Raw genomic sequence first — 12,720 nt, forward strand, 5'->3', positions numbered from 1 at the left:
CGTCAGATCTTCTGACGACGATTTTTACTGGAAACCCGCGTGCGTGCGGTATGTCCGCCACGCTGACACAGGAGATGCATGGTGTCTGAATTGTCGCAACTTTCACCCCAACCGCTGTGGGATATTTTTGCCAAAATCTGTTCCATTCCGCACCCTTCTTACCACGAAGAAGCACTGGCCGAACACGTTGTCGGCTGGGCAAAAGAGCAAGGTTTGTGGGTTGAGCGCGATCAGGTTGGCAACATCCTGATTCGTAAACCCGCTACCGCCGGTATGGAAAAACGCACGCCGGTGGCGCTGCAGGCGCACCTCGATATGGTGCCGCAGAAGAACAATGACACGGTGCACGACTTCACTAAAGATCCGATTCAGCCGTATGTTGATGGCGAATGGGTGAAAGCGCGCGGCACCACGCTGGGCGCGGATAACGGCATTGGTATGGCGTCTGCGCTGGCGGTGCTGGCTGACAACAGCCTGATTCACGGTCCGCTGGAAGTGCTGCTGACCATGACCGAAGAGTCCGGTATGGACGGCGCCTTTGGTTTACAGCCGAACTGGCTGCAGGCCGACATTCTGATCAACACCGACTCGGAAGAGGAAGGTGAGATCTACATGGGTTGCGCTGGTGGTATCGACTTCATCACCACCCTGCCGCTAACGCGTGAAGCGATTCCTGCAAGCTATGAAACCCTGAAGCTGACGCTGAAAGGCCTGAAAGGCGGTCACTCCGGTGCCGACATTCATCATGGTCTCGGCAACGCCAACAAACTGCTGGCACGCTTCCTGGCGCTGCACGCGCGTGAACTCGATGTCCGTCTGATCGAATTCACCGGCGGTACGCTGCGTAACGCCATCCCGCGTGAAGCTTTTGCTACGCTGGCGATCGACAGCCATAAGGTTGATGCACTGAAATCTGCTGCGGCACATTTCCAGGCGACGCTGCTGAACGAGTTGGGCATTAAAGAGAAGAACATCGCCGTGGTCACCGAAGCGCTGGCGCATCAAGGCCAGGCGCTGAACGCTGACAGCCGCGATCGTTTCCTTAATTTGCTAAACGCTACGCCAAACGGCGTGATTCGTAACTCTGACGTGGCGAAAGGCGTGGTGGAAACCTCGCTGAACGTCGGCGTGGTGACCATGGATCAGGACAATGCCGAAATCATCTGCCTGATTCGTTCACTGATCGATACCGGTAAAGATTGGGTGGTTGAAGTGCTGACCTCGCTGGCCGATCTGGCCGGGGCGAAAAGCGCACCTAAAGGCGGCTATCCGGGCTGGCAGCCTGATGCCGATTCACCGGTGATGGCGCTAACGCGCAAAACTTATGAAGCGCTGTTTGGTAAAACGCCGAACATTCAGGTGATTCACGCCGGTCTGGAGTGTGGTCTGTTCAAGAAGCCGTATCCAAACATGGATATGGTGTCGATTGGCCCAACCATCACCGGCCCGCATTCGCCGGATGAGCAGGTTCACATCGAAAGCGTGGGTCTGTACTGGAAACTGCTGACCGCGCTGCTCAGCGTGGTGCCAGAAAAAGCGTAAGATTGCGCTTTCGCGATAAACCCGGCTTCGGTCGGGTTTTTTTATGCCTGCGAAGGATTGCGTCCACCGCCATTTAGCACATTCCTCTGAAAAAACGTTGATATGCCTCCCGGTTAAACCAGAACACCTCATAACATCAGATTTAGCCACCGTTACATCCAGATGTCTGGATGGCTAATAAGATTTCGTGCTAGCTTATGCCCTTTCGTTCGTTGCCGAGAGTGATGGTTCAGGAAAAAATGCCCCCAACTCAACTAATTAAAGGCCCGGTTCAATGAGTGCGATCAACCGCCTGGAGATGCGTAATATCTCCAGGCGGTTGGCGGTTTCGCCGCGCTCGCGCAGGTGGATTTTCTGACTGAAGGCGGCTCGGTGCATGCGTTGACGGGCGCTAACGGCGCCGGAAAATCTACGCTGATGGCGGTGCTGGCTGGCGCACACGATCATTACAGCGGTGAGATTCTGCTGGATGATGTGCCGGTCACTATTCGCTCACCGCGCGATGCCAAAAAGCTCGGCATTCATCTGGTCCAACAGGAAGTGGATGTGGCGCTGGTGCCACAGCTCAGCGTGGCCGAAAACATACTGCTCGATCGTTTAGCCGAACCGGGTCACGTCTACAGCTGGCGTGAGATTCGCCGCCAGGCGCGTACGTTACTGGCGCAGCTGGAAGTGAACATCGACGTCAACCGTTTGGTGGAGCGCTGCTCGCTGGCAGAGAAGCAGCAAATCCTGCTGGCGCGCGCCCTGTCCCATCACTGCCGCTTTCTGATCCTGGATGAACCCACCGCCCCGCTCGATCAGCATGAGAGCGAGCGCCTGTTTACCGTGGTGCGCCGCTTGCAGTCCAGCGGCATTGGCGTGGTGTTTATCTCGCACCGCATTCACGAACTGAAAGCAATTTGCGACCGCTTAACGGTGCTGCGCGATGGTCGTCTGATTGAAAGCAGCCCGATGGCGGCGCTGAGTGGCGAGCAGATCGTGGAAAAAATGCTGGGACATCGGCTGGATGATGTTTTTCCGCCGCGTCGCGCCCGTGCGACTCTGCCGCTGCTGCTGTCGGTGGAAGGCTTACACGACGATCGGCTACTGCAGGATATTTCGCTGCGTCTGCACAAAGGGGAGATTCTGGGCATTGCCGGTCTGGCGGGTGCCGGTAAAACCGAGCTGTGTAAAGCGCTGTTTGGTGCCAGCAAAAGCCGCGTGACAAAGGGCGAACTGCACGGCAAACCGTGGCGACCGCGTTCACCACATGATTCAGTAGAAAACCGCATGGCGCTGGTGCCGGAAGAGCGCCGCAAAGAGGGCATTTTCATCGATGAACCGGTGAGCATGAATCTGAGCATCAGCGCCGATAACAGCTTCTCGCGCTGGAGCCTGTTTGGTCATCGCCAGGCGTGGCGTTGGGCGGAAGCGGTGATTCAGCGCCTGAATGTGCGCACCACCGGACCGGGGCAAATCCTGCGTCGTTTGTCGGGCGGCAACCAGCAGAAAGTGGCGATTGGCAAGTGGCTGCGCAACAACGCCGATGTGCTGATTTTTGATGAGCCGACGAAAGGCGTCGATATCAAAGCCAAAACCGATCTGTTCACGCTGATCGATGGCTTAGCGCGTGAGGGCAAAGGCATCATTTATGCCTCGGGCGAGTTTTCTGAATTGGTCGGTCTGTGCGACCGCATTTGTGTGCTCTGGGATGGGCGCATTGTGGCAGAGATGGAGGGCAACACCGCCACAGAAGAGGCACTTTTGCTTTATTCCACCGGAGGAACACCTGCGTGAGCAGCAAAGAACTATCCCTAAACTCGCAGCCTTCTCTGCGCCATCAGCTGTTTGATTTCCTCTATAAGTGGGGCATGTTGCTGACCGTGGTGATTTTGATTGCCGCATTTGGTCTCGCTTCGGACAGCTTCCTCGAACCGACCAACATCATTAACATCCTGCGCTCGATTGCCATCGTCACGGTGATTGCGATTGGCGTGTCGATTTCGCTGACCATTGGCGGCTTTGACCTGTCGGTGGGATCCACCGCTTCGCTGGCCAATGCGCTGGTGATTTCGCTATTCGTCTGGCACGGCTTTGGCACCACCGAAGCCATCATTATTACGCTGCTGCTGTGTACGCTGGTTGGCTTGTTCAACAGCTTCCTGATTGTGGTGCTACGTATTCCCGACATGCTCGCCACCCTCGCCACGCTGTTTGTGATTCAGGGCGTGGCGATGACCTACAGCTTTGGTGGTTCCATTACCGAGAATATGGTGCTGCCGAGCGGCGACATGGCCGAAGGCACCATTCCTGCCGCCTTTGGCCTGCTCGGCCAGGTGCCGACTATCGTGATTATCATGCTGGTGGTCACCATTGTGGCGCAGCTGGCGCTGTCGCTGACCAAGCATGGCCGTCGTATGTACGCGCTGGGCGGCAATCCTGAAGCGGCGCGTCTCTCCGGTATTCGTACCACGCGCTATCGCGTGCTGGCGTATGTGCTTGCCTCGCTGCTGGCTGGCTTGGGCGGCATTTTGCTGGCATCACGCATCGGCTCTTCGCAGGTGAATGCCGGCGGCGGTTATCTGATGGATGCCGTTGCCGCGGCGTGGATCGGCTTCTCGCTGGCCGGTTCGGGCAAACCGAATGCGCTGGGTACCTTGGTGGGCGCCATCATTCTTGGTGTGTTGCAGAACGGGCTGGTGATGTTGTCGGTGCCCTATTACGCGATGGACATTATTAAAGGTCTGGTACTGGCGCTGGCGCTGGCGATGACTTACATCCAGCGCCGTTAAGGCGCGTTTAATCAGAAAGAGATCATAATGAAAAAAATTACCCTTTCGCTGCTGGCGGTTAGCCTGCTCAACGCCAGCGCCGCCTTCGCCGATGCCGCAGTGCCTGAGGTTATCGCTAACCATGAAGGCCCGGTACGCATCGCCATCATCCGCAACCTGGGTTCGGACGATAACACCACGCAGTTTGTCGCCGGTGCGATTCAGCAAGGCCGCCAGCTTGGCTTTAAGGTCAGCACTTTCCTCAGCAATGGCGACGATGCGCGCTTCCAGGATTTCGTTAACCAGGCGATTAGCCAGAAATATGACGGCATTATCCTGTCGCACGGTAAAGATCCCTACTCCACGGCGCTGGTGCAGCGTATTGCCGCAGCGGGCATCAAGCTGTCGGTGTTTGATACGCCGGTTAATACGCCGGTAGAGGGCGTCACCGTGACGGCGCAGAATGATGCTTCGCTGGCGCAGGAATCACTCGGCAGCTTAATCAAAGACTTCAACGGTAAGGCGAATATCGTCAAGCTGTGGGTGGCCGGTTTCCCGGCGATGGATCGTCGTCAGGTGGTGTATGAGAAGCTGCTGAAAGAGAATCCGGGCATTCATCAGCTGGAGTCGATTGGCGCGGTTTCATCTGATGTACAGGGCGATACCGCCAACAAGATTGGCGCGATTCTGGCGAAATACCCGAAAGGCAAGATCGATGCGATCTGGGGTTCGTGGGATGCTTTCAGCCAGGGCGCGTATAAAGCCCTGCAGGAGAATGGTCGTAGCGAGATCAAACTGTATAGCATCGACGTATCCAATCAGGATCTGCAGTTGATGCACGAGAAAAACAGCCCGTGGGTACAAACCGTGGCGGTGGATCCGAAAACCATTGGCGCAGTGAATATGCGTTTGGTGGCGAACAAGATTGCAGGCGAAACCACACCGGCGACTTACGAGTTTAAAGCGTCATCGATTTCTCAGCAGCAGTTGAATAGCCAGCAAGGCGCGGTCAACGTGGCGTCGCTGAATAAGATCATTCCAGGCTGGGGCGAAAATAACGATTTCATCGCGCCATGGTTTGCAACGCTGGAAGCGAAGTACGGTAAGAAGTAGTTTTCCCTCACCCTAACCCTCTCCCACATGTGGGAGAGGGAACCGATCGGCGTTGTCTTCTCGCTTTCATGCTGGCGGGAGAGGGAACCGATAGGCGCGGTTTGTTTTACTCCTTCTCCCGCTGGCGGGAGAAGGCCGGGATGAGGGGCAGCGCGCACAATCTCACAACCCCAACACCAACTGCCGCTCCAACTGCGGATCCACCATCGTGACATGCAATCCCACCAGCCGTACGCCGCGCCCTGCTCTGCGTTCATCCCACGCCTGACGCGCCACCGCGATCATGTCGTCTTTATTCAGCACCGGCCAAACGTGCTCCTGCGTGGTTTGCTGGAAATCATTGAACTTCAGTTTCACGCCTTGTCGGGCGATCTGCTTATCCGGCTTGATGGCGCTTAAGCGGCGATCCAACTCCGCATAGAGAAAATCAATAATTTCCAGACACTGCTCCCAGCTGTGAATATCTTCCATCAGGGTACGTTCAACGCCGAGCGATTTGCGTTCGCGCTCAACCACCACATTGCGCTCATCCACGCCGTTGCTGCGTTCCCACAAAATACGGCCAAACTTGCCAAAGCGTTTAAGCAGCAGCGCCAGATCGGCGCGCTGCACATCCGCGCAGGTGCGCAAGCCCATCTCTTCCAGCTTTTTAGTCGCCACTTTACCCACGCCAGGAATTTTACTGAGCGGCAGCGTCAGTAGAAAATCGGACATCTCGTCCGGCGTAATCACATATTGCCCGTTGGGTTTGTTGAGATCGGAAGCGATCTTGGCGAGAAACTTGATCGGCGCGATGCCGGCGGAAGCGGTCAACCCGGTTTCACGCAGGATATCGGCGCGAATCGCCTGCGCCATTAATGTCGCCGAGCCATGGCAGTGCAGGCTGTCGGTCACATCCAGATAGGCTTCATCCAGCGACAGCGGTTCAATCAGCGAGGTGTAACGTGAGAAGATGTCGCGGATCTGGCGGGAGGCTTCTTTATAGGCATCAAAGCGGCCAGGCAGCAGCCGCAGATGCGGGCAGAGTTTCAGCGCCATGCCGGTCGGCATCGCGCTGCGCACGCCATATTTACGTGCCGGATAGTTCGCGGTGCTGATCACGCCACGTTGCACGCGGCTGCCGCCAATGGCGATAGGAATATCACGTAAAGAGGGATCGTCGCGCATCTCAACCGCTGCATAAAAGCAGTCCATATCGACATGAATAATTTTGCGCATACGCCCTCCCAGATACTGGATAAGTATACAGCAGCGAAAAATATCGGCAATATTTGTTGAGAGCGAGATTAAAGTTTACAAATTAGTGGTCGTATTCCTTTTAGGAACGCGCCATTTTCTCGGACACTGGCTTGATTAAAAGCCAGACAATGTTAATGTTGCGCTGCGATAGCGGATATTTCCGATAATGCAATACCCGGACGCACAGCGTCATCGTCTCTCTCCACATCAAGGTATCTACAGAATGGGCAGAATCGCATTAACGCTTGCGATGATTCTTATGCCGCTCCTTAGCTGGGCAATGAACCCCGAGCCTACGCAACCGCTGGCTCCGGTGAGCAAAGAGTTAAAGAAACAACTAATTGGCACCCCCGTTTTTATTCAGATTTTCAAGGAAGAGCGTACGCTGGAACTGTACGGCAAAATCGGGAATGAATATCGTCTGCTGGACAGCTATCGCATCTGTAATTTCTCTGGCGGTTTAGGACCTAAACGTCGTCAGGGCGATTTCAAAAGTCCGGAAGGCTTTTATAACGTTAAGCTGAACCAGTTAAAACCGGATAGCCGTTTTTATCGCGCTATTAATACCGGTTTTCCCAATCAGTACGATCGCGCTAAAGGCTATAACGGTAACTATTTAATGATTCACGGAGATTGCGTGTCAGTGGGCTGCTACGCAATGACGGATGCATCGATGGATGAGATCTTCGCCTACACCAACGCCGCGCTGCGTAATGGTCAGCAGGAGATTCAGGTCAATATCTATCCGTTCCGCATGACAGACAGCAATATGCAGCGTCATAAATACTCGACGTACATTAACTTCTGGCGTGAACTGCAGCCGGGCTATGCGTACTTCGCTAAGTACCGTGTGCCGCCTACCGTGAACGTGACGGCCACCGGCCAATATGCGGTGAACAGCACGCCGGTGATCGCTACACCGGATGCTGCCTCGAAATCATTCCTGGCGCTCACCCAGGCAAAATAATGCCCACTCGCCTGGCACTATCCGGTGCCAGGTTTCATTCCCCGTCAGCGGTTGCGTAGCAATCACCGTTACCACATCTTGCGGCGTCGTCTGCTGCTGAAAATCAATTTCCACATCCTGATCGAGCAACGTCGCTTTGCCAAACGGCGCACGGCGCGTAATCCAGTAGAGATTGGTCGAACAGAACGCCATCAGATAGCGCCCATCCGATAACAGCATGTTGAAGACACCCTTCTCACGCATTTCTGCTGCCAGCTCGGCAATGTAGCGGAACACCGCTGGCCAGTTGCCCGGCGTGCGCGGATAACGCTCGGTCAGTTTGTGCAGCATCCAGCAAAATGCTTTCTCGCTGTCGGTTTCACCAATCGGACGAAATGGCCCGGTATCCAGCTGACGATAACCTTTGAGCTGACCATTGTGTGCGTAGGTCCAATTGCGGCCCCACAGCTCACGCGTGAACGGATGGGTATTTTCCAGCGACACTTCACCGCGATTCGCCTGGCGGATATGCGCCACCACCGAATGCGATTTGATCGGGTATTCCTGCACCAAACGGGCTATCGGCGAGTTAAAGCTCGGCTGCGGATCTTTGAAGGTGCGGCACCCTTTTCCTTCATAGAACGTGATGCCCCAACCATCTTTGTGCGGCCCGGTTCCACCGCCACGCTGCACCAGACCGGTAAAACTGAAACAGATGTCCGTGGGGACATTGGCGCTCATCCCGAGCAATTCGCACATAGCAACCGCCTTAAGTTAGATCCTCTCGCGCGCGGCGAGAGGAACGCATCATGACTTAACCATCTCTTTTTCAATCAACAGCATCAGAATATGGATCACTTTGATGTGGATCTCCTGAATGCGGTCGGCATAGCCAAAGTGCGGCACACGAATTTCAATATCCGCTGAACCTGCCATCTTGCCGCCATCTTTGCCGGTCAGAGTAATCACTTTCATGCCTTTCGCGCGCGCAGCTTCCACGGCTTTGATGATGTTGGCAGAGTTACCGGACGTAGAAAGACCCAGCAGCACATCGCCTGCACGGCCTACCGCTTCGATATAGCGCGAGAACACATAGTCATAACCAAAATCGTTACTGACGCACGACAGATGGCTGACATCAGAAATGGCAATAGCCGGGTAGCCAGGACGGTTTTCACGGTAGCGTCCAGTCAGCTCTTCAGCAAAATGCATCGCATCGCAGTGCGAGCCGCCGTTACCGCAGGAGAGCACCTTGCCGCCCGCTTTAAAGCTATCGGCCAGCAGAACTGCGGCGCGCTGAATGGCGTGAATGTTGGCTTCGTCACTCAGGAACGTGTTGAGCGTATCGGCTGCTTCATTGAGTTCTGAGCGAATAATGTCCTGATACATTGAGATGTCCTTTAGAGGAAAGATTGACCCGGCAAGTTTAACGGAATGGGGCTAAGCCGCAAAGCGCCTGCCATAAGGAAAAGCGCGGCGTCTCGAGCAAGTTTGGCAGTTGTTGCGTATCCTGCAACGAATTTGTGAGATGTGTTGTAATTGCGATGTAAACAGATTGATAAATTTTGCCCCATATTCTAAACCTACATCCATAACAGGTCAGACCTCTTACTACTTATGGAGTGGTTCATTATGTTGGTTGCCTCAATCGTTGCGACGCTAATCCTGCTTAGCGTGTTGTTCTACCACCAAATTTCGCTTCAGCTGAGCAGCGTAATTCTGCTGCTGTGGACCGGCGCGCTGGCGGCCGCTGACCTATGGACGCCATGGATGCTGCTGCCGCTGGCGATTATTCTGCTGCCATTTAACCTGCCGGTGATGCGTCGTAGCCTGTTCTCGAAACCGGCGCTGCATAGCTTCCAGAAAGTGATGCCGCCGATGTCGCGCACCGAAAAAGAGGCGATCGACGCTGGCACCACATGGTGGGAAGGCGACCTGTTCCGCGGCAAACCGGACTGGCAGAAGCTGCACAACTATCCGCAGCCGCGCCTGACCGAAGAGGAGCAGGCCTTTATCGATGGTCCGGTCGAAGAAGCGTGCCGCATGGCGAACGATTTCGAAATCACCCATGAAATGGCCGATCTGCCGCCGGAGTTGTGGGCGTATCTGAAACAGCATCGCTTCTTCGCCATGATCATTAAGAAAGAGTATGGCGGCCTGGAATTCTCCGCCTATGCGCAGGCGCGCGTGCTGCAGAAACTGGCGGGCGTCTCCGGCATTCTGGCGATCACCGTTGGCGTACCGAACTCACTCGGCCCCGGCGAACTGCTGCAACATTACGGTACCGATGAGCAGAAAGATCATTACTTGCCGCGTCTGGCGCGCGGTGATGAGATCCCGTGCTTTGCCCTGACCAGCCCGGAAGCGGGTTCGGATGCCGGCGCGATTCCCGATACCGGCGTGGTGTGCATGGGCGAGTGGCAAGGTCAGCAAGTGCTGGGCATGCGTCTTACCTGGAACAAGCGCTATATCACGCTGGCACCGATTGCCACCGTGTTAGGCCTGGCGTTCAAACTCTCCGATCCGGAGCACCTGCTGGGCGAGACTACAGAGCTTGGCATCACTTGCGCACTGATCCCAACGCACACGCCTGGCGTAGAGATCGGCCAACGTCACTTCCCGCTCAACGTGCCGTTCCAGAACGGTCCGACGCGCGGTAAAGACATTTTCGTACCCATCGACTACATCATCGGCGGCCCATCCATGGCCGGCCAGGGCTGGCGCATGCTGGTGGAGTGTCTTTCAGTCGGTCGCGGCATCACGCTGCCTTCAAACTCAACCGGCAGTCTGAAAAGCATTGCGCTGGCGACCGGTGCCTATGCGCACATCCGCCGTCAGTTCAAAGTCTCTATCGGCAAGATGGAAGGGATCGAAGAGCCGCTGGCGCGCATTGCCGGTAATGCCTACGTGATGGACGCCGCCGCAACGCTAATCACCAGCGGCATTATGCTCGGTGAAAAACCGGCGGTGCTATCGGCGATTGTGAAGTATCACTGCACCCATCGCGGTCAGCGCGCGATTATCGACGCGATGGATATCGCTGGCGGTAAAGGCATTATGCTGGGCGAAAACAACTTCCTGGCGCGGGCTTATCAGGGCGCACCGATCGCCATCACCGTGGAAGGCGCTAACATCCTGACGCGCAGCATGATCATCTTCGGCCAGGGCGCGATCCGCTGCCATCCATGGGTGCTGGAAGAGATGAACGCCGCAGCGAAAAACGATTTGGTGACCTTTGACCGCGCGCTGTTCAGCCATATTGGCCACGTAGGCAGTAATAAAGTACGCAGCCTGTGGCTGGGCTTAACCGGCGGCCGCACTAGCGCCACACCAACCCGCGACGCCACGCGCCGCTACTATCAGCACCTTAACCGTTTGAGCGCCAACCTCGCACTGCTGTCAGATGTATCAATGGCGGTGCTGGGCGGCAGCCTGAAACGTCGTGAACGTATCTCGGCGCGTCTCGGCGATGTGCTGAGCCAGATGTATCTGGCCTCCGCCACCCTGAAGCGCTATGACGATGAAGGCCGCAACGAAGCCGATTTGCCGCTGGTACATTGGGGCGTGCAGGATGCGCTGCATCAGGCCGAAGTGGCGATGGATGATTTGCTGCGTAACTTCCCGAACCGCATGGTGGCCGGTGCGCTGCGACTGGTGATCTTCGCCGGTGGTCATCACTGCCCGGCACCGTCAGATAAACTGGACCACAAGCTGGCGAAACTGCTGCAGCTGCCTTCTGCGACCCGTACCCGTTTGGGCCGCGGCCAATATCTGGCACCAAGCGCACATAATCCTGCCGGTCAGCTGGAGCAGGCGCTGCAGGATGTGATGGCCGCCGAAGTGATTCACGATCGTTTATGCAAGCAGCAGAAAAAACATCTGTCGTTTACCCGACTGGATGCGCTGGCACAAGAGGGCCTAAAAGCGGGCTGGATTGATGAGAGCGAAGCGCAGGTCTTGATCCGTGCTGAAGCCAGCCGTCTGAAAGCGATTAACGTCGATGATTTCGCGCCGGAAGCGCTGGCGGTGCCAAAGCCGCAGACGAAATCCAACCCGCGGGCCAGTGAAGCCGCTTAAAACAAAAAAGCCTCCGCATGGAGTAATGCCAGTCAGTTAAGCCTGACTGGCATTTTTTCTTTTGGCTGTCGGATACTTCAGGGCCTCTCTTTCTCTACTCTCGGCAATGACCTCTCCCGTCGCCCCCGCAGTTTGACTATCTGGTTTTTTGCTGCGCAGCGTCAGCCGGTTATTCTGCAGCCCCTGCTTGATTTCCCGATACCGGAGCTCATTACTTCGGCGACGGCGCGCACGGCGGCTTCACTGCAGCTGAGTTTGGTGGCGGCGTTCTTAAAATCCTGATCGGTCAGCGTCTGCGACATAACGAATATCCTGTTTGTGTCGCACGTCTTGCGCGAAAGGAGGAGTTGTTCGTTGAGATTCTCTATCTCTCGTTGTTGTTTTAACAACGCCAATAGCAAAGCGTGATCGTAAAAGCTTTATTGATTACCAACTCTAATTATTTCTGGTCCTGACAATCTGAGGGATGTAACGTAAACATCAGTTACTACATGGATTAAAGGTTAGGGATTAACGATGCCAATTATCGGTAAGATGATTTTGAACGGCTCAGATTTCGTGCCGTTGAATCTGTATGGCGTGGGCGTCTTCATGGCGTTTTCCGGGAAAGGTGCCTACAGAAATATTCCTGCATGTATGGCCGTCCCAAACGTTGGGCCTATCCCACCGGGTAAATACTGGATTGTTGAGCGTGGGAGGGGTGGCCTGCTGTCATGGGCTAAGGCAAAGTCACAGGATTTATATAACCGCGTTTTTAACGGTGCTGAATTTGATCGCGACGAATGGTTTGCTTTATATCGTGACGATCTGAGCATTGATGATGAAACGTGGATTAATGACGTCAAACGCGGATTATTTCGCCTTCATCCCGGCCGCGTATCTGAAGGATGTATAACTCTCCACCTTAATTCAGACTATGCGCTAGTTCGTAATGCCCTTCTGAGAACAGCGCCGATCCCGGTTCCTTGCATGAAAAATTTAATGGCGCGCGGATACATTGAGGTGGTTGCCGGTGGTTATTCAAACACTTGCCCGTAAAGCGGCCAAAGT

Annotated in this window: 10 protein-coding genes and 1 pseudogene; 7 read left to right on the forward strand and 4 right to left on the reverse strand. The window is 55.3% G+C overall.

Annotated features, from left to right (window positions below):
- The first annotated feature begins 81 nt into the window (after nt 1-81).
- The 4 genes and pseudogenes from pepD to MWH02_RS07080 all read left to right on the forward strand — a co-directional run bounded on the left by pepD (nt 82) and on the right by MWH02_RS07080 (nt 5,408).
- The gene (pepD, locus tag MWH02_RS07065) at nt 82-1,542 is read left to right on the forward strand and encodes a beta-Ala-His dipeptidase (RefSeq protein ID WP_271460181.1); all 1,461 of its coding nucleotides are present in this window, start codon (nt 82-84) and stop codon (nt 1,540-1,542) included.
- 274 nt (nt 1,543-1,816) lie between these two features.
- Nucleotides 1,817-3,321: pseudogene (locus MWH02_RS07070) on the forward strand (sugar ABC transporter ATP-binding protein).
- Nucleotides 3,318-4,316 carry an ABC transporter permease gene (locus MWH02_RS07075; protein WP_101762520.1) on the forward strand — a complete coding sequence of 333 codons (999 nt, stop codon included), beginning with the start codon at nt 3,318-3,320 and terminating at the stop codon, nt 4,314-4,316. Before MWH02_RS07070 ends, MWH02_RS07075 begins: the two are co-directional and overlap by 4 nt.
- Nucleotides 4,317-4,343: 27 nt before the next feature.
- Complete coding sequence (locus MWH02_RS07080) at nt 4,344-5,408, forward strand: sugar ABC transporter substrate-binding protein (RefSeq protein ID WP_192236753.1); 1,065 nt, start codon at nt 4,344-4,346, stop codon at nt 5,406-5,408.
- Between the two features lie 162 nt (nt 5,409-5,570).
- On the opposite strand, the gene dinB is transcribed toward MWH02_RS07080, so the two are convergent.
- A complete protein-coding gene (gene dinB, locus MWH02_RS07085; protein ID WP_271460143.1) occupies nt 5,571-6,626 on the reverse strand; it encodes a DNA polymerase IV in 1,056 nt (351 codons plus the stop codon).
- A 244-nt stretch (nt 6,627-6,870) separates the two neighbouring features.
- On the opposite strand from dinB, the gene dpaA reads away from it, so the two are divergent.
- Nucleotides 6,871-7,614: a peptidoglycan meso-diaminopimelic acid protein amidase gene (gene dpaA / locus MWH02_RS07090; protein ID WP_101762523.1), complete on the forward strand. Its 744-nt coding sequence runs from the start codon at nt 6,871-6,873 to the stop codon at nt 7,612-7,614.
- Here dpaA and MWH02_RS07095 read toward each other — a convergent pair.
- Together MWH02_RS07095 and lpcA are read right to left on the reverse strand one after the other, a co-directional pair.
- Nucleotides 7,585-8,352, reverse strand: coding sequence for a class II glutamine amidotransferase (locus MWH02_RS07095; protein ID WP_008108933.1), 768 nt, complete (start codon nt 8,350-8,352; stop codon nt 7,585-7,587). The genes dpaA and MWH02_RS07095 overlap by 30 nt on opposite strands.
- 48 nt (nt 8,353-8,400) lie before the next feature.
- Nucleotides 8,401-8,982 carry a D-sedoheptulose 7-phosphate isomerase gene (lpcA, locus tag MWH02_RS07100; RefSeq protein ID WP_192415399.1) on the reverse strand — a complete coding sequence of 194 codons (582 nt, stop codon included), beginning with the start codon at nt 8,980-8,982 and terminating at the stop codon, nt 8,401-8,403.
- 243 nt (nt 8,983-9,225) lie between these two features.
- On the opposite strand from lpcA, the gene fadE reads away from it, so the two are divergent.
- Nucleotides 9,226-11,670 carry an acyl-CoA dehydrogenase FadE gene (fadE, locus tag MWH02_RS07105; RefSeq protein WP_271460144.1) on the forward strand — a complete coding sequence of 815 codons (2,445 nt, stop codon included), beginning with the start codon at nt 9,226-9,228 and terminating at the stop codon, nt 11,668-11,670.
- Between the two features lie 161 nt (nt 11,671-11,831).
- On the opposite strand, the gene MWH02_RS07110 is transcribed toward fadE, so the two are convergent.
- On the reverse strand, nt 11,832-11,972 hold the full coding sequence (locus MWH02_RS07110) for a hypothetical protein (protein ID WP_158238605.1): 141 nt from the start codon (nt 11,970-11,972) through the stop codon (nt 11,832-11,834).
- Between the two features lie 214 nt (nt 11,973-12,186).
- Here MWH02_RS07110 and MWH02_RS07115 point away from each other — a divergent pair, with 214 nt between their 5' ends.
- Entirely contained in the window at nt 12,187-12,708 is a 522-nt protein-coding gene (locus MWH02_RS07115) for a DUF2778 domain-containing protein (protein ID WP_271460145.1), read from the forward strand.
- Nucleotides 12,709-12,720: the final 12 nt, after the last annotated feature.

The organism is Pantoea leporis (assembly GCF_028048155.1).
In the GTDB taxonomy this organism is placed as follows: domain Bacteria; phylum Pseudomonadota; class Gammaproteobacteria; order Enterobacterales; family Enterobacteriaceae; genus Pantoea; species Pantoea leporis.

Bases quoted from the DNA above. Each gene is read 5' to 3' on its own strand.
- MWH02_RS07115 (WP_271460145.1), top strand. From the start codon at position 12,187: ATGCCAATTATCGGTAAGATGATTTTGAACGGCTCAGATTTCGTGCCG.
- fadE (WP_271460144.1), top strand. From the start codon at position 9,226: ATGTTGGTTGCCTCAATCGTTGCGACGCTAATCCTGCTTAGCGTGTTG.
- dinB (WP_271460143.1), bottom strand. From the start codon at position 6,626: ATGCGCAAAATTATTCATGTCGATATGGACTGCTTTTATGCAGCGGTT.
- MWH02_RS07080 (WP_192236753.1), top strand. From the start codon at position 4,344: ATGAAAAAAATTACCCTTTCGCTGCTGGCGGTTAGCCTGCTCAACGCC.
- lpcA (WP_192415399.1), bottom strand. From the start codon at position 8,982: ATGTATCAGGACATTATTCGCTCAGAACTCAATGAAGCAGCCGATACG.
- MWH02_RS07095 (WP_008108933.1), bottom strand. From the start codon at position 8,352: ATGTGCGAATTGCTCGGGATGAGCGCCAATGTCCCCACGGACATCTGT.
- MWH02_RS07110 (WP_158238605.1), bottom strand. From the start codon at position 11,972: ATGTCGCAGACGCTGACCGATCAGGATTTTAAGAACGCCGCCACCAAA.
- dpaA (WP_101762523.1), top strand. From the start codon at position 6,871: ATGGGCAGAATCGCATTAACGCTTGCGATGATTCTTATGCCGCTCCTT.